The organism is Nocardia sp. NPDC059236 (assembly GCF_042754085.1).
In the GTDB taxonomy this organism is placed as follows: Bacteria; Actinomycetota; Actinomycetes; order Mycobacteriales; family Mycobacteriaceae; genus Nocardia.
The window spans coordinates 70,084-85,446 of sequence record NZ_JBHZAF010000017.1; the positions used below are offsets into that span (position 1 = coordinate 70,084).

At 67.7% G+C, this 15,363-nt stretch carries 17 protein-coding genes; 10 read left to right on the top strand and 7 right to left on the bottom strand.

What is annotated here, in order from left to right; all coding sequences use genetic code 11:
* The first annotated feature begins 249 nt into the window (after positions 1–249).
* A complete protein-coding gene (locus tag ACFXIV_RS34820; RefSeq protein ID WP_379402159.1) occupies positions 250–393 on the top strand; it encodes a hypothetical protein in 144 nt (47 codons plus the stop codon).
* A gap of 91 nt (positions 394–484) precedes the next feature.
* Positions 485–916, top strand: coding sequence for a 2-keto-3-deoxygluconate kinase (locus ACFXIV_RS34825; RefSeq protein WP_379402160.1), 432 nt, complete (start codon positions 485–487; stop codon positions 914–916).
* Positions 917–1,083: 167 nt separating this feature from the next.
* On the opposite strand, the gene trxA is transcribed toward ACFXIV_RS34825, so the two are convergent.
* Positions 1,084–1,449: a thioredoxin gene (trxA, locus tag ACFXIV_RS34830; RefSeq protein WP_120739276.1), complete on the bottom strand. Its 366-nt coding sequence runs from the start codon at positions 1,447–1,449 to the stop codon at positions 1,084–1,086.
* Positions 1,450–1,530: 81 nt separating this feature from the next.
* Positions 1,531–2,046: a 2'-5' RNA ligase family protein gene (locus tag ACFXIV_RS34835; protein WP_379402161.1), complete on the bottom strand. Its 516-nt coding sequence runs from the start codon at positions 2,044–2,046 to the stop codon at positions 1,531–1,533.
* Positions 2,047–2,135: 89 nt separating this feature from the next.
* Between ACFXIV_RS34835 and ACFXIV_RS34840 the strand changes: the two genes are divergently transcribed.
* From ACFXIV_RS34840 to ACFXIV_RS34855, 4 genes are all read left to right on the top strand, one after another.
* A complete protein-coding gene (locus tag ACFXIV_RS34840; protein ID WP_379402162.1) occupies positions 2,136–3,221 on the top strand; it encodes an isocitrate/isopropylmalate dehydrogenase family protein in 1,086 nt (361 codons plus the stop codon).
* Between the two features lie 153 nt (positions 3,222–3,374).
* The gene (locus ACFXIV_RS34845; RefSeq protein ID WP_379402163.1) at positions 3,375–4,283 is read left to right on the top strand and encodes an ABC transporter substrate-binding protein; all 909 of its coding nucleotides are present in this window, start codon (positions 3,375–3,377) and stop codon (positions 4,281–4,283) included.
* A gap of 6 nt (positions 4,284–4,289) precedes the next feature.
* Positions 4,290–5,240 (top strand): amino acid ABC transporter permease, encoded by a 951-nt coding sequence (locus ACFXIV_RS34850; protein ID WP_354846108.1) that lies wholly within the window; start codon positions 4,290–4,292, stop codon positions 5,238–5,240.
* A 90-nt stretch (positions 5,241–5,330) separates the two neighbouring features.
* A complete protein-coding gene (locus tag ACFXIV_RS34855) occupies positions 5,331–6,083 on the top strand; it encodes an amino acid ABC transporter ATP-binding protein (RefSeq protein ID WP_379402202.1) in 753 nt (250 codons plus the stop codon).
* 74 nt (positions 6,084–6,157) lie between these two features.
* Here ACFXIV_RS34855 and ACFXIV_RS34860 read toward each other — a convergent pair whose 3' ends face one another.
* From ACFXIV_RS34860 to ACFXIV_RS34870, 3 genes are all read right to left on the bottom strand, one after another.
* Positions 6,158–6,997 (bottom strand): alpha/beta fold hydrolase, encoded by an 840-nt coding sequence (locus ACFXIV_RS34860; protein WP_379402164.1) that lies wholly within the window; start codon positions 6,995–6,997, stop codon positions 6,158–6,160.
* On the bottom strand, positions 6,994–7,425 hold the full coding sequence (locus tag ACFXIV_RS34865) for a helix-turn-helix domain-containing protein (protein ID WP_379402166.1): 432 nt from the start codon (positions 7,423–7,425) through the stop codon (positions 6,994–6,996). The genes ACFXIV_RS34860 and ACFXIV_RS34865 overlap by 4 nt, the downstream gene beginning before the upstream one ends.
* Before the next feature lie 181 nt (positions 7,426–7,606).
* Positions 7,607–8,527 carry a LysR family transcriptional regulator gene (locus ACFXIV_RS34870; RefSeq protein ID WP_379402167.1) on the bottom strand — a complete coding sequence of 307 codons (921 nt, stop codon included), beginning with the start codon at positions 8,525–8,527 and terminating at the stop codon, positions 7,607–7,609.
* Between the two features lie 71 nt (positions 8,528–8,598).
* On the opposite strand from ACFXIV_RS34870, the gene ACFXIV_RS34875 reads away from it, so the two are divergent.
* From ACFXIV_RS34875 to ACFXIV_RS34885, 3 genes are all read left to right on the top strand, one after another.
* On the top strand, positions 8,599–9,963 hold the full coding sequence (locus ACFXIV_RS34875; RefSeq protein ID WP_379402168.1) for an FAD-binding oxidoreductase: 1,365 nt from the start codon (positions 8,599–8,601) through the stop codon (positions 9,961–9,963).
* Between the two features lie 128 nt (positions 9,964–10,091).
* On the top strand, positions 10,092–10,970 hold the full coding sequence (locus ACFXIV_RS34880; RefSeq protein ID WP_379402169.1) for an SPFH domain-containing protein: 879 nt from the start codon (positions 10,092–10,094) through the stop codon (positions 10,968–10,970).
* On the top strand, positions 10,970–11,128 hold the full coding sequence (locus tag ACFXIV_RS34885; protein ID WP_196054659.1) for a hypothetical protein: 159 nt from the start codon (positions 10,970–10,972) through the stop codon (positions 11,126–11,128). Before ACFXIV_RS34880 ends, ACFXIV_RS34885 begins: the two co-directional genes overlap by 1 nt.
* Here ACFXIV_RS34885 and ACFXIV_RS34890 read toward each other — a convergent pair whose 3' ends face one another.
* Entirely contained in the window at positions 11,129–12,631 is a 1,503-nt protein-coding gene (locus tag ACFXIV_RS34890; protein WP_379402170.1) for a protein kinase, read from the bottom strand.
* An 83-nt stretch (positions 12,632–12,714) separates the two neighbouring features.
* On the bottom strand, positions 12,715–13,587 hold the full coding sequence (locus tag ACFXIV_RS34895) for a class I SAM-dependent methyltransferase (protein WP_379402171.1): 873 nt from the start codon (positions 13,585–13,587) through the stop codon (positions 12,715–12,717).
* Between the two features lie 281 nt (positions 13,588–13,868).
* On the opposite strand from ACFXIV_RS34895, the gene rpsA reads away from it, so the two are divergent.
* On the top strand, positions 13,869–15,332 hold the full coding sequence (gene rpsA, locus ACFXIV_RS34900) for a 30S ribosomal protein S1 (RefSeq protein WP_040856871.1): 1,464 nt from the start codon (positions 13,869–13,871) through the stop codon (positions 15,330–15,332).
* Positions 15,333–15,363: the final 31 nt, after the last annotated feature.

Below are 15,363 nucleotides of genomic sequence, written 5' to 3' on the forward strand. Positions count from 1 at the left end.
TCGGTGCGGGCAGTTCTCATCCGTGAGCCCGATCCGGCACTGCGATTTCCGTGCGCGCCACCGCGTGTACGCCTTGTCGGAATTGCCGTGAGCTGGGCATGTTCACGTATCGGATGTCTACGGGCCCCACGGTGTTTGCTCGCACGCTTTCACGGGCCGGTGTGGCGCCCGTCGCACATCCGGTGACCTGCGGCGAAGTTACTCATGGGTCGATTGCGAATATGGTTGCCATTGCGAGGGTGTCCCCCTATGCTCGACCCCGTGCCGAATCCCGCCTACAGCCGCAGCGCAGTGCTCGATGTCGCCGACCGCGACCGCGCCGCGCTCATTTCGCTCACCGCGAGTGTGGCTGGCGCGCGCGTACTCGTAGTTCTCCGCCGTAGCGGGGTCTGATTCGGACCGGCCCCTCGCTGCGGCCGAATGAACTTTTCTTGCTGGTCCCCTCTGTCACTTTCTTCGGAAGAAGTCGGGAAGACCTAGTTCAATGACCATCACCATTGATACCGCCGCGTTCATCGCCGCTGCCCCCGCGAGTCTGCGGACCGAGTGCATCGGCCTGACCCCCGCCGAGTTCCACGACCGGTACTGCGCCCCGACGGGCCCGGTCAAGCTCAGCGACTGGACCCCGATCGGCCACCGCGCCGGCACCGCCACCCTGGAGATCGCCGATCACCTGCGCACCGTCGTGGCGACGGGCAGCCCGGTGGCGGCGCTGACCTCGGCCCTCTACGACGAGGGCTACCCGGTGGAGATCCTCGCGTTCCACCAGCGCCGCACCGCGGACGGCATGGCCACCTTCATCCAGTGCGAGTTCAACGGCCGCCGCGGCTGGGGCGCCGCCCTCGCCGACGATCCGGCCGAATCCACCATCCGCGCCATGATCGCCGGCATCAACCGGCTCGGTTCGCACTTCTGAGCGAAGCAGGAACCCGGCCCCGCTGCTGAGGCAGCGGGGCCGGGCTGCGTGAGGTGCCGGCTGAAAAGCCGTGAGGTGCCGGCTGAAAAGCCGTGAGATGTCGGCTGAAAAGCCAAGCGCCGCAACTCCTTCCGGGGTTGCGGCGCTGAGTTCGCCGGGTGCGCGGCCTACTTCGACTCTTGCTCGGCGATCTGCTTACGGACCTCGTCCATGTCGAGGGCCTTCACCTGGGTGACCAGGTCCTCGAGGGCGGCCGGGGGCAGCGCGCCGGGCTGGGCGAAGACGAGCACGCCCTCGCGGAAGGCCATGATGGTCGGGATCGAGCGGATATTGGCGGCGGCGGCCAGGCCCTGCTGGTCTTCGGTGTCCACCTTGCCGTGCACCACGTCGGGGTGCGTCTCCGACGACTTCTCGAAGGTCGGGGCGAAGCTGCGGCACGGGCCGCACCACGATGCCCAGAAGTCGACGAGAACGACGTCGTTGCCGGTGACTACCTCGTCGAAGTTCTGCTCGGTCAGGGTCTGGGTGGCCATGGTTTCCTCTCGTATCGATGTCCCCCGGTCCAACACGGGGCCCGCTGGTTATCTTCCCTGGGTGATCGGCCGGTCGGTCGTTCAGAGTCGGTCGGTCCCGGAAACGGGCCACTCGTCACGCCGGTCACCGTCCCATCGCCGGACGCCCTCTACGGTAGCCCGGAAGTCCTTGTCCCAGGCCACCGTGTCGAGCGCCGCCTCGAGTTGTCCCGGCCGCAGCCGCCGCGCGAGCGTGACGTGCGGCGTCCAGATGTCCGGGCGCACGTTGGCGGGAATGCCCGGGCACTCCTCGATGACGCGGAACAGCCTGTGCTGCAGGGCGATCAGTGGTGCGGAGGGCACCACGGCCCGGACCAGAATGGGCGTGCGTGCGCCGAACACCAGCAGTCCGCCCAGCCGGATCGGAAAGGGCCGAAACTCCTGGCGCGCCAAGGCTTTATCGAGTCGCGGCCAGATCTCGGAGGCGACCGCGAGGGTGATGTGCGGCCGGTGCTCGGGCCCGGGCGCGTGCAATCCGATTTCGCGCAGCAGCGCCCACTGCCGCCGCACCTCGGCCTCGGCCGTCACGTCGAGCACCAGTTCCACCGATTGCACCATGGTGTCCCGAACCTACGCCGAGATCTCGAAACATGCGCGGCCGTGTGCCGGAGCGCCGCCGCCGTGGGGGTTGCGCGAGGATGGCTCCCATGAGCGACAGCGACACTCGAGTACGCCTGGGCCTGTTGGAGGGTGACGGCATCGGCCCGGAAATCGTGCGCGCCACCCGGGATGTGGTCGACGACGCCTTCCGGGCCACGGGTCTGCCGCCGGTGGAATGGGTGACGCTGCCGCTGGGACACGCGGCGATCGAGCAGTACGGCAACCCGGTACCCGAGCAGACCCTCGACGGGCTGGCCGAACTGGACGCCTGGATCATGGGCCCGCACGACAGCGCCTCCTACGCGCCCGAGCACCGCACCGGCCTGCCGCCGGCGGGCGCGGTGCGGAAACGCTTCGGGCTCTACGCCAATATCCGCCCGGCCCGCACCCTCGAGGGCGTGCGCTCGGTCGCCCCGGCCATGGATCTGCTGATCCTGCGCGAGAACACCGAGGGCCTCTACGCCGACCGCAATATGGCCGCGGGCTCCGGCGAATTCCAGCCGTCGCCGGATGTGGCGCTGGCCGTCGGCGTGTTCACCCGCCCGGCGATCGAGCGCATCGCGCACCTGAGTTTCGAGATCGCGAGTGAGCGCTCCAAGAAGGTGACCATCGTGCACAAGGCGAACGTGCTGCCCATGACCATGGGCATGTTCCGCGACGTCTGCTACGAGGTGGCTGCGCAGTATCCCGACATCGAGGTCGGCGACGAGCACGTCGACGCCGCGGCCGCGCATCTGGTCCGCGCGCCCCAGGACTACGACGTGATCGTCACCGAAAATCTCTTCGGCGACATCCTTTCCGATCTGGCGGGGGAGTTGAGCGGTTCGCTCGGCATGGCGGCGTCGGTGAACTGTTCGGACACGCAGATCATGGCGCAGGCCGTGCACGGCGCGGCCCCCACGCTGGCCGGGCGCAATCGCGCGAATCCGGTGGCGCTGTTCAACTCCGCCGCGGGCATGTTGCGCTGGATGAGCCGGACCCCGCGCTACGGCGCCCTGTGGCGGGTGGGCGACCGGGTGGAACATGCGGTTGCGGATACGTTGCGGGCCGGTGTTGCGACGTCTGATTTGGGTGGGCTAGCCTCTACCTCCGAATTCACCGAGCAGGTGCGCGCCCGGCTGCACCGCTGGTGAGCGCGCACTTCCGGGACCGGGCGTGTTCGGCCACGCGATGGCGTGTCGCCGATTAATGTTCGGTTACCGACCGACACGGACGGTGTCACTCGCTTACATTTCAAACGGCGGGCGACGCCCGGATGTCGCGCACCCGAACTGTGGAGGACTGCTGTGTCTGTTCGTAACTCTCTTCGCGGGCGTGTCCTGCGGGCCGCTGTCGTCGTCGCCGGTGGCGCTCTCGCACTGACCGCGTGTACCAGCAATTCCGAGACCAGCGGCCCCGATGTGGCCAAGGTCGACGTGGCCAAGGTCGACACCATCGCCGCCAAGGTGCCCGCCGACATCAAGTCCTCAGGCAAGCTGATCGTCGGTGTGAACGTGCCCTATCAGCCCAACGAGTACCGGGATCCGAGCAGCGGCAAGATCGTCGGCTTCGACGTCGATCTGATGGACGCGGTCGCCAAGGTGCTGGGCCTGTCGGCCGACTACAAGGAAGCCGACTTCGAGAAGATCATCCCCTCCATCGAGGCGGGCACCTTCAATCTCGGCATGTCCTCCTTCACCGACAACAAGGAGCGCGAGGCCACCGCCGACTTCGTCGACTACTTCTCCGCGGGCAGCCAGTGGGCCCAGCAGAAGGGCAAGCCGGTCGACCCGAACAATGCCTGCGGCAAACGAGTCGCGGTGCAGCGCACCACCGTTCAGGACACCGACGAGATCCCGGCCAAGTCCAAGGCCTGCACCGACGCGGGCAAGCCGGAGATCCAGAAGGTCGCCTACGACGAGCAGTCCGCCGCCGCCAACGCGCTGGTACAGGGTCAGGTCGACGCCATGTCCGCCGACTCCCCGGTGACCGCGTACGCCATCAAGCAGGCCGGCGACAAGATCGAGGCGGCCGGCAAGATCTTCGACTCCGCGCCCTACGGCTGGCCGGTCAAGAAGAGCTCGCCGCTCGCGCCGGTGCTGCAGGAAGCCGTGCAGTACCTGATGGACAACGGGCAGTACAAGAAGATCGCCGAGAATTGGGGTGTCCAGGAGGGCGCGATCACCAAGTCGGGCATCAACGGGGCGACGAGCTAAAGAATTATGTCGCAGGACGAGACCAATTCCGCAGCCTCGGCTGCGTCGGCGGTCGCGAGCACCGAGCCCGAGCCGATCAAAGCGATTCCGCTGCGACGGCCGGGCCGGTGGATCGCCGCCGCGATCATTCTGATTGCCCTGGCCCTGTTCGTGTGGGGCGCCAAGACCAACGAGGCGTACCACTGGGACACCTACTTCAAGTACCTGGGTGACAAGCGAATCGCCAAGGGCGCGTTGGTCACTCTGGAACTGACCGTGCTGGCCATGGTGATCGGTGTGGTGCTGGGCGTGTTGCTGGCGGTCATGCGGCTGTCGCCCAATCCGGTGCTGCGCTCGGTGGCGTGGGCGTACCTGTGGATCTTCCGCGGGACGCCGGTCTATGTGCAGCTGGTGTTCTGGGGTCTGTTCCCGTCGCTGTACAAGACGGTGACCGTGGGCGTGCCGTTCGGGCCGTCGCTGACGCACTTCGATGTGCAGCACTGGTCCGCGCCGTTCTTCTTCGCCATGATCGGCCTGGGGCTCAACGAGGCGGCCTACATGGCCGAAATCGTCCGCGCCGGGATCAATTCCGTGGGCGAGGGGCAGCGCGAGGCGTCGGTGGCGCTGGGCATGTCGTGGTCGCAGACCATGACCCGCACGGTGCTGCCGCAGGCCATGCGGGTGATCATCCCGCCCACCGGCAACGAGCTGATCTCCATGCTGAAGACCACGTCGCTGGTGACGGCCATCCCGCTCACCACCGACCTCTACGGCCGGGCCCGCGACATCTACAGCATCAACTTCCAGCCGATTCCGCTGCTGCTGGTGGCCGCCACCTGGTACCTGCTCATCACGAGCGTGCTCATGATCGGCCAGTACTACCTGGAGCGGTACTACTCGCGGGGTTCGTCGCGGCAGTTGACGGCAAAGCAGTTGCGCGCCTTGGCTCAGGCGCAAGTCGCCGGCGGAACGGGATAGGTGAACGCTGATATGTCCGAGGACTCGATGTCGTTCTCCAAGGATCCGATTCCGCTCGTCGAGGACGCGCTGCCGCCTTCGAGCGTGCCGATGGTGCGCGCCGACCGGGTCGCCAAGAACTTCGGCGCACTGAAGGTGCTCAAGGGCATCACGCTGGAGGTGAAGCGCGGCGAGGTGCTCTGCCTGATCGGTCCCTCCGGCTCCGGCAAGTCCACCTTCCTGCGCTGCATCAACCATCTCGAGCAGATCAATGCCGGACGGCTCTATGTGGACGGCGATCTGGTCGGCTACCGCGAGAAGAACGGCAAGCTCTACGAGCTGCACCCGCGCGATGCCGCCAAGCAGCGCCGCGACATCGGCATGGTCTTCCAGCACTTCAATCTGTTCCCGCACCGCACGGCGCTGGAGAACATCATCGAAGCGCCGACCCAGGTCAAGAAGCTCAAGCGCCCCGCCGCGGTCGCCCGGGCCCGGGAGCTGCTGGACCGAGTCGGGTTGTCGGACAAGGCCGATGCCTACCCCGCCCAGCTCTCCGGCGGTCAGCAGCAGCGCGTGGCCATCGCGCGGGCCCTGGCCATGGACCCCAAGCTCATGCTCTTCGACGAGCCCACCTCGGCGCTGGACCCTGAGCTCGTGGGCGAGGTGCTCGGCGTCATGCGAGAACTCGCGGCATCCGGCATGACCATGATCGTGGTGACCCACGAAATGGGCTTCGCCCGTGAGGTGGCCGATCAGCTGGTCTTCATGGACGCCGGTGTCGTCGTCGAGGCGGGCAACCCACGCGAGGTGCTCGCCAACCCCCAGCACGACCGGACCAAGGCGTTCCTGTCGCGCATTCTGTAGGCGCACAACACGATCAGGGAGCTGTCCCGGCGGAATTCACCCGAATTCCCCGCGGTGACAGCTCCCTGATCGTGTTATTTCCGGAGGAACTCCTCGATGGGGGCGGTCTGGCCGAGGATGGCGTGGCCGACGCCGGGGAGGACCAGGGTGGTCGCGTCCGGGATGGATTGCGTTGCACGGCGCGCGGTGTCGGCGGACTTGAACATGACATCGTCTGCGCCGACGATCACCAGGACCGGCATCGTGAGGCTGCGCAGCTGGTCGTCGGTGAAGATCGGCAGCTTGCCCGTGCGCGGAGTGAAGTGCGTGAACGTGAGGGTCACATCGTCCAGGATCTCCGCGTGGTCGGTCAGGTTCAGGCCGGTGACAATGGCCGCGGAGCGGCGCAGGTCGTGACTGCTGAACAGGTGGTCGACCAGGTTCTTGAAGATCCAGCCGAAGCGCTGCTTGCCGATGCCGCCGGGGCACAGCAGGGCCAGCTTCGTGACTCGGTCGGGCCGGCGGACGGCGTAGTCCAGCGCGATCCAGCCGCCCAGTGACATGCCGACGAAGCTCGCGGACGAAAGCTGAAGGCCCGCAAGGACATCGTCGAGCCACTGGGCGAGCGCCTCGGAGCCGAGAGCCGGGCGCGATTCGGTGCTGCCGCCGGGTTCGCCGGGCAGGTCGACCGCGTAGACCCGGAAATCCCGTGCCCAGGAGGCGATATCGCCGCGCCAGGCGGAATTGTTGGAGCCGGAGCCGTGCAGCAGGATCACCGGCGGGGCGTCCTGCGGGCCGGACGCGAGCACGAAGGTGTCGCCCTCGCTGGTCGCCAGGTGCAGCTGCTCCGCGGGAACCGGCCACTGTCGCAGGACATCCCGGTAGCGGGCCTGGATGGCGGCGCGGCCGGCCTCGGATTTGTAGATCGCGTTCACGACGCGAGGACTCCTTCCATGTATTCGAGCAGCCGGGCGGTATCGCCCAGGCCGCCGACGAGAATGACCTTCAGGCGGGCGCGTTCGCGGTCGTGGAAGGTCTGGATCCGCAGGGGCTGTCCGTCCGGTCCCCGGGTCGCCGCCGCGCCGGTCAGCAGGGTGCTGACCCGGTCGGCGGTGCCGGGATCCACGGCGTCGACCTCGATGATGGTCGATGCTTCCGAATGCCGGTGCCGGGCAACCGATTCGCGCGGGCTGCCGGGCTCGGGCAGGCCGGTGAAGGCCGCCAGATCGGTGGCGGCGACGCGGTACTGCTTGCCGATGCGGGTGGCGGGTAGCTTCCCGTCCCGCACGTAGCCGCGGACGGTGCGGACATGCAGGCCGAGGCGCTCGGCTACCTCGTCGACGGAGTACAGACGATCTGTCACGAAAACTACCTTAAACATCCCTATCCATGTCCGCAATGGGGAAGTTTAGGTAACTATGTGATGGGCCTTACGGTGGCCGCCAACTAAACTACATTGTGTAGTAGACATTCGGTCTTCGGTGTCCAGGCGATCCGGGACGGTGGATTGCGGGCGGTGTTTGCGGCCAGGGCCTGGCCAACTGCTAGGGCTTGACGAACATCGGCGCCGGATCCTTCCAGCGCGCCAGCGCGATACGAAGTTGGCCGAGCAGGACTTTCGCGGCCGGGCTCATGGGCCGCTCGGCATTCCAGGCCAGCACCAGCCGGCCGCGCATCGGGGGATCGATCTCGAGCGTGCGGACCCCCAGCCGGGCCGCGTCGGCCGGGGGAATCCGGGGCACGATCGCGACTCCCAGCTCGTGTGCGGCCAGCCGGATCAGTAGCGGGGGAGCTGCCGCCTCGAAGGCCACGTTCGGTACGAGACCCGCTGCGGCGCACGCTGTTTCGAGCAGGCCGCGCAGGCCGGTCCCGGCCGGCAGGCAGATCAGCGGGTGTTCGCACAACTCGGACAGCGTGATCCGCTCGCCGAAGCCGGCGGCGGCCGACGGCACCGCCGCGACAATGGTGCTGTCGTAGATGTTCTCGACGCTGATGCCCGGGTCCAGGTCGGCGGAAATGCTGAGCAGGCCGATATCCAGGTCGCCGCGGCGGACCGCGCCGTACATCGCGTCGGAGGTGTCCTCGGTCAGGGAGATGCCGATCTGCGGATGATCGCGGTGGAAGTCGGCGAGCACCGCGGCGATATCGATCTCCTCGCCCGCCGCGCCGGAGATCAGTCCGACCCGCACGTGCCCGCGCAGCAGACCGGTGAATTCGTCCACCGTGTGGGTGATGCGCTCGACCTGATCCAGGGCCGCCCGGGCCAGTGGCAGCACCGCCTCGCCGACCGGGGTGAGCGTGACCGAGCGGCTGGAACGGTCCAGAAGCGGTTGTCCCAGTTCGCGTTCCAGCTGCCGGATCTGCGCGCTGAGCCCCGGCTGCGCCAGGTGCAGACGGGCCGCCGCCCGGGTGAAGTTGGCCTCCTCGGCGACCGTCACGAAGTACCGCAGCTGACGCAGTTCCATAACTGCTGATTCTAGCTACGAGAAAAACTATCTGTTGGAGTTCTTGATCGGAACCGAGCAGAGTTGGTGACATGACGAAGACAGCGATCACCGAACTGCCCGCCACCACCGGCCCCGTCTTCCAGCCCGGCGACTCCGGCTACGACGCCGAGATCGCCGGATTCCAAACCGCTTACACCCACCGCCCCGCCGTGGTCGTGGGCGCGGCCCACGCCGAGGACGTCCGTGCCGCCGTGGAATACGCGGCGCGCCACGGCCTTCCGGTCGCCGTGCAGAACACCGGCCACGGCCTGTCGGTCGCCACCGACGGCGGCGTGCTCATCACCACCCGCCGCATGACCGACATCCGCATCGACGCCGGCGCCCGGACCGCCCGGGTGGCGGCGGGCGTCCAGGCCGGAGCCCTGATCGAGGCGGCCGCCGCGCACGGTCTCGCGCCGCTGAACGGCTCGTCGCTCTCGGTCGGCGTGGTCGGCTACACCCTGGGTGGCGGCATCGGCATCCTGGCCCGCGAATTCGGTTATGCCGCAGAGCATGTGCGCGGTATCGAGATCGTCACCGCCGACGGCCGGCTGCGCCGGCTGGAGCCCGGCGACGAGCTGTTCGGCGCGGTGCTCGGCACCGGCGGCAACTTCGGGGTGGTCACCGCACTGGAGCTGGCGCTGCTGCCGATCACCACGGTGTACGGCGGCCAGTTGCAATTCGACACCCCGCTGGTCGCACCCGCACTGGAAGCGTGGCGACTGTGGACCCGGGACATGCCCGAGCAGATGACCTCGGCCATCACCATGATGACCTTCCCCGACATTCCGGCATTCCCGCCGCACCTGCGCGGCCGGTACGTCGCGACCATCAATATCGCGTTCACCGGTTCCGCCGAAGAGGGCGAGCGCCTGGTCGCCCCGCTGCGCGCGGTCGGCGCGCGGATGGCCGACGACCTGCGGGTCATGCCGTACACGGAAAGCCATGCCATCTACCGGGATCCGGAACACCCGCACCCCTACCTGGCCACCAACGCGCTGCTGTCCGACCTGCCCGCCGACGCCACCGACGCCTTCCTGGAGGTCACCGGTCCCGAGTCGCCGGTGCCGGTGATCGCCGGGCTGCGCCACCTGGGCGGCGCGCTGGGCCGCCCGGGGCCGAACGGCATCGCCATGGACCACCGCGACGCCGAGTACATCGCCCGCATCCTGACCATGCCGAACCCGGACAACGCGGACCAGATCGATGACCGGCTGTCGCTGGTGCTGAAGACCCTGCAGCCCTGGACGCTCGGCCAGAACCTGAACTTCCTCTACGGCGGCGGCGATCAGGCCGATGAGGAGCAGACCCGGGCGGGATACAGCGCCGCCACCTACGACCGGCTGTCGGGTCTGAAGGCGAAGTACGACGCGGCAAACCTGTTCCGCAACAACCGCAATATTCGTCCCCACTGACCGCATCGGATCCGCGCGCGCTCGCCCCGCCACACCTGTCCGTGGCGGGGCGAGCCGCGTTTCCGGGCTTGGCTCGGGCCTGGTTGCGCGCTATCGTTGTGATATCACTTCGATACTAGGAGAGTGTCATGGAGTTGCGTCGAGCCTTCCGGCTGAACGGATTCCTCATGCTGGGGGTCCTGATACTGCTGATCATCGCGATCGCCGTCGAGGCGCACACGCTGAACACCAGGGGCGGCGATGGCGGTTCGCCGACCGTCCTGGGTGTGGCGCTGGCCGTCACGCTCCTGGCCGCGGTGCTGGCGGCGAGCGGGTTCATCGTGGTGAATCCCAACCAGGCCAAGGTGATCCAGTTCTTCGGCCAGTACATCGGCTCGGTCAGCGAATCCGGTTTCCACTGGGTCACCCCGCTGTCCAGCCGCCGCGGCATCTCGCTGCGGGTCCGGAACTTCGAAACGCAGAAGCTGAAGGTCAATGATCTGGACGGCAACCCGGTCGAGATCGCGGCCGTGGTCGTGTACCAGGTGGTCGACAGCTACAAGGCCGCCTTCGCCGTCGACGACTACGAGGACTTCGTCCGCACCCAGTCCGAGACCGCGGTCCGGCACCTGGCCACCACCCACCCGTACCAGTCCGACGACGCGAACACCGCCAGCCTGCGGGACGGGTCCGAGGTGGCCGGCGAGCTCACCACCGAACTGCGCGCCCGCACCGAACTGGCCGGCATCGAGATCATCGAGGCCCGCATCACCCACCTCGCCTACGCGCCGGAGATCGCCCAGGCCATGCTGGTCCGCCAGCAGGCCGCCCAGGTGGTCGCCGCCCGCAGCCGCATCGTCGAGGGCGCGGTCGGTATGGTCGGCATGGCCCTGGACCGACTGGCCGACCAGGGGGTGGTCGAACTCGATGAGGAGCGCAAGGCGGCAATGGTGTCCAACCTGCTGGTGGTCCTGTGCGGCGACCGCTCCGCCGCACCTGTCGTCAACGCCGGAACCCTCTACTCCTGATGGTCAAGCGCGAGCCGAAAAAGGTGCTGCTCCGGCTCGATCCGGCGGTCCACGAAGCCATCGCCAAGTGGGCCGCCGACGACCTCCGCAGCATCAACGCCCAAATCGAATTCGCGCTGCGCCTCGCCCTGAAACAGGTTGGGCGCGAACCGAAATAGTCACGACACCACGTTCGAACCGTCGATCAGATAGCCCCCGCCGAGCGGGACCAGCTGCGCCCGCCGCAGCTCGGTCCCGCTCCGGCCGTCGGTATAGCGCAAGGTGAGGCGGTAGGTCACCGTCAGCTGCGCCGGATCCGCGGTGACATCCCAGACCGTGACGGAATCGACTGTGCCCCAGAAGCTCCGGTACGCGTCGTAGCCGCCGATCTCACCCTGGTACCGCGTGGTCAGCCAGGTCCAGGCCGCCATCGTATTGCCCGGCAGCAGCGAGTAGTGCTGCCTGATGTAGTCCGACATCGTGTTCGCCGATATCGGGGCCGGGATCGAGGACGGGTTGAGCAGCGAGTTCGTCGGCGTCGCGGAATTGTGGGCGGTGCCCGACGTGACGCTGCTCGCGCCCGCCGACGGGGGAGTCGCCGCATTGTTCCCGCCGTGGCGCAGCTGAGTGGTCACCAGCGTCACCGCGACCAGCGCCGCCACCGCGATCGAGGCCGCCCAGACGAGCGCGCTCAGCGACCGGCGGGCCGGATCGGGTGCGGGTGGGCGGAACTTCACCGGTTGCGCCGCGGGGCCCGCGGGCTCGGTCACCTCCCGGGTGGACTGCGAATCGAACTGCGCGGCAGCGCTTCCCGCCGCCATCGGAATCGCCGGGACGGTCGGGAGGTCGGTGCCGCGCAAGGCCGCCCGCGCGGCGGTGGCCAGCACACCGGCCGACGGATACCGCTCCCGCGGATCCTTGGCCATCCCGCTCGCGATCACCTCGTCGAAGGCCACCGAAATCCGGCCGTGCGCGACCGACGGCCGCGGCGGCGGCGTCGCGAGATGCGCGGCGATCTGGCGTTCGACGCTGCCACCGGGAAACGGTTTCGAACCGGTCAGGCATTCGTAGAGCACACAGGCCAGCGAGTAGACATCGGCCCGGGCGTCGCAGCCGCCGTGCTCGAGCCGCTCGGGCGCCATATAGGCGAAGGTCCCGACTGCCGCGCCGGCGCTGGTGAGCCCGGTGTCATCGCCGCCGCGCGCGATACCGAAGTCGATGAGGTAGGCGAAATCGTCCGCGGTGGTGAGGATGTTGGACGGCTTCACATCCCGATGCACCAGCCCGGCCCGATGCGCCGCATCCAGCGCGGCCGCGATCTGTGTCGTGCAGGACACCGCCAGTTCCGGGGACAGCGCCCCTTCGGCCGCGAGCCGGGAACCCAGATCCACACCCTCGACCAGCCGCATGTCCAGGAACAGCCGCCCGTCGATCTCCCCGTAGTCGTGAATGGGAACGACATGCGGTTCGTTCAGCCGCGCCGCCGCCTGCGCCTCCCTGCGGAACCGCGCCCGGTACACCGGATCGTGCGCCAGTCCCGGCGGCAGCACCTTGAGCGCCACGACCCGGTTCGTCCCGGTGTCGTAGGCCCGGAACACCTGCCCCATCCCGCCTGCGCCGAGCATTTCGAGCAGCCGGTAGCGACCGAACGGGCTCTCCTCCACGCCATACCCCCTACTCACGACGAGGGTACGGCGCAGCGCCCTCGGGCGCGCTTCCGGCCGGTGGAAACGGCGGGGCGGGACGCGCGTTCGCGCCGCGACCGTCAGCGCGGCTTCTCGGTGACGAAAATGGCTGTGCCGGGGAAGATCTCGCCGCGGAGGGGGCTCCACTGGCCCCATTCGCGGTCGAGCCACTCGGGCCAGTCCGGTTCGATGATGTCCTGCAGGACCAGGCCGGCGGCGACGATTTCGCGGACGCGGTCGCCGATGGTGCGGTGGTGTTCGACGTAGGTGGGTTCGCCGTCGGAGTCGAGTTCGACGTAGGGGGTGCGGTCGAAGTAGGGGATGGTGGCGCGCAGGCCCTCGGGGCCCGGGTCGTCGGGGAAGATCCAGCGCATGGGGTGGTTCACCGAGAAGACCCAGCGGCCACCGGGTTTGAGGACACGGTGGACCTCTCGCATCACCTGAGCGGAGTCGGCGACGAAGGGCACCGCGCCGAAAGCGGAGCAGGCCAGATCGAAAGACTCGTCGGCGAAGGGCAATTCCTCGGCGCCCGCCTGGATGAGCGGCACGCGGGGGCCGCCCGCGGCCATGGCGGCGAGACCGCGGTCGAGCATGACGCGGGAGATGTCCAGCCCGACCGGGTGCGCGCCGTGCGAGGCGAGCCAGCGCGAGCAGGGGGCCGAGCCGCAGCCGATCTCCAGGATCCGCTTGCCGGCGATGTCCCCCAGCAGATGCCAGTCACCCTCGTGCAATCCTTCCGGGCACCACACGAATTCGCCGGCGAGGGAGTCCACGCCCAGGAAGTCGGCGTGGGTCTCGTGGTAGGCCGCGGCGTCGGCGTCCCACCACTTGCGGCTGGCGCGCTGACTGGACTGCGAGTCGACCTTGGTCCGGGTCACTCCCACCGTCCCGAGCAGGGTGTTGGCTTCGGCGTGCCGGGTATCGTCGGTGGTGACGGAGTGATCTTCGGACATGAGCTCACCCTATCGACCCGCGGGCCGGGACCCATGTTTGCTTGGTACAACACCTGTCGCGTACGCTGTTTTCCGCGAGTGTCTTCTGTACCCGGTTTCTCGAGACCGCGTAGAGCAGATAATCGTGCTGTGAGTCCGCATGCTTTTCAGGGCAGCGTTGTGCAGCGTCGCAGCGGTGTGCTGTGCATGACCAACGTTAGTTCCAACGCCTGCTGTTCGCAGCAATACCGAAAGTCCACATGTCCACTACCGACCACAATCCGTCCGGAGCCTCCCAACACATGCCCACCACTGTCACCTCGCCGCAGGTTGCCGTCAACGACATCGGCACTGCCGAGGACTTCCTCGCCGCCATCGACAAGACCATCAAGTACTTCAACGACGGCGACATCGTCGAAGGAACCATCGTCAAGGTCGATCGCGATGAGGTCCTTCTCGACATCGGTTACAAGACCGAAGGCGTGATCCCGTCTCGCGAACTGTCCATCAAGCACGATGTCGACCCGGCTGAGGTCGTTTCCGTGGGCGATGAGGTCGAGGCCCTCGTTCTCACCAAGGAGGACAAGGAAGGCCGCCTGATCCTGTCGAAGAAGCGCGCTCAGTACGAGCGGGCCTGGGGCACGATCGAGGAGCTCAAGGAGAAGGACGAGGCCGTCAAGGGCACCGTCATCGAGGTCGTCAAGGGCGGCCTGATCCTGGACATCGGTCTGCGCGGCTTCCTCCCGGCATCGTTGGTCGAGATGCGTCGCGTGCGCGACCTCCAGCCGTACGTCGGCAAGGAGATCGAGGCCAAGATCATCGAGCTCGACAAGAACCGCAACAACGTGGTCCTGTCGCGTCGTGCCTGGCTCGAGCAGACCCAGTCCGAGGTCCGCAGCGAGTTCCTGCACCAGCTGCAGAAGGGCCAGGTCCGCAAGGGTGTGGTCTCCTCCATCGTCAACTTCGGTGCCTTCGTGGACCTGGGTGGCGTGGACGGTCTGGTGCACGTCTCCGAGCTGTCCTGGAAGCACATCGACCACCCGTCCGAGGTTGTCGAGGTCGGCAACGAGGTCACCGTCGAGGTTCTCGACGTCGACCTGGACCGCGAGCGTGTCTCCCTGTCGCTCAAGGCGACCCAGGAAGACCCGTGGCGTCAGTTCGCCCGCACCCACGCGATCGGCCAGATCGTGCCGGGCAAGGTCACCAAGCTGGTTCCGTTCGGTGCGTTCGTGCGCGTCGAAGAGGGCATCGAGGGCCTGGTGCACATCTCCGAGCTGGCCGAGCGCCACGTCGAGGTCCCGGACCAGGTTGTGGCCGTCGGCGACGACGCCATGGTCAAGGTCATCGACATCGACCTCGAGCGTCGCCGGATCTCGCTGTCGCTGAAGCAGGCCAACGAGGACTACACCGCCGAGTTCGACCCGTCGAAGTACGGCATGGCCGACAGCTACGACGACCAGGGCAACTACATCTTCCCCGAGGGCTTCGACTCCGAGACCAACGAATGGCTCGAGGGCTTCGAGAAGCAGCGTGAGGAGTGGGAGACCCGGTACGCCGAGGCCGAGCGTCGCCACAAGATGCACACCGCTCAGATGGAGAAGATGGCCGCCGACGCCGCCGCCGAGGCTGCCAACGGTGGTCCGTCGAACTACTCCTCGGAGTCGGGTTCGCAGGCTGCGGCTTCGTCCTCCGAGCCGGCCGGTGGCTCGCTCGCGAGCGACGCCCAGCTGGCTGCGCTGCGCGAGAAGCTGTCGGGCAACGCCTGATTCGCTGACACGCGATAAGCGATAGTCGAAG

What these genes read in the sequence shown, in the direction of transcription:
- ACFXIV_RS34880 (WP_379402169.1), top strand. Translation starts at nt 10,092, where the DNA reads ATGGAGTTGCGTCGAGCCTTCCGGCTGAACGGATTCCTCATGCTGGGG.
- ACFXIV_RS34820 (WP_379402159.1), top strand. Translation starts at nt 250, where the DNA reads ATGCTCGACCCCGTGCCGAATCCCGCCTACAGCCGCAGCGCAGTGCTC.
- ACFXIV_RS34840 (WP_379402162.1), top strand. Translation starts at nt 2,136, where the DNA reads ATGAGCGACAGCGACACTCGAGTACGCCTGGGCCTGTTGGAGGGTGAC.
- ACFXIV_RS34825 (WP_379402160.1), top strand. Translation starts at nt 485, where the DNA reads ATGACCATCACCATTGATACCGCCGCGTTCATCGCCGCTGCCCCCGCG.
- ACFXIV_RS34870 (WP_379402167.1), bottom strand. Translation starts at nt 8,527, where the DNA reads ATGGAACTGCGTCAGCTGCGGTACTTCGTGACGGTCGCCGAGGAGGCC.
- ACFXIV_RS34850 (WP_354846108.1), top strand. Translation starts at nt 4,290, where the DNA reads ATGTCGCAGGACGAGACCAATTCCGCAGCCTCGGCTGCGTCGGCGGTC.
- ACFXIV_RS34885 (WP_196054659.1), top strand. Translation starts at nt 10,970, where the DNA reads ATGGTCAAGCGCGAGCCGAAAAAGGTGCTGCTCCGGCTCGATCCGGCG.
- ACFXIV_RS34875 (WP_379402168.1), top strand. Translation starts at nt 8,599, where the DNA reads ATGACGAAGACAGCGATCACCGAACTGCCCGCCACCACCGGCCCCGTC.
- ACFXIV_RS34835 (WP_379402161.1), bottom strand. Translation starts at nt 2,046, where the DNA reads ATGGTGCAATCGGTGGAACTGGTGCTCGACGTGACGGCCGAGGCCGAG.
- trxA (WP_120739276.1), bottom strand. Translation starts at nt 1,449, where the DNA reads ATGGCCACCCAGACCCTGACCGAGCAGAACTTCGACGAGGTAGTCACC.
- ACFXIV_RS34855 (WP_379402202.1), top strand. Translation starts at nt 5,331, where the DNA reads ATGGTGCGCGCCGACCGGGTCGCCAAGAACTTCGGCGCACTGAAGGTG.
- rpsA (WP_040856871.1), top strand. Translation starts at nt 13,869, where the DNA reads ATGCCCACCACTGTCACCTCGCCGCAGGTTGCCGTCAACGACATCGGC.
- ACFXIV_RS34895 (WP_379402171.1), bottom strand. Translation starts at nt 13,587, where the DNA reads ATGTCCGAAGATCACTCCGTCACCACCGACGATACCCGGCACGCCGAA.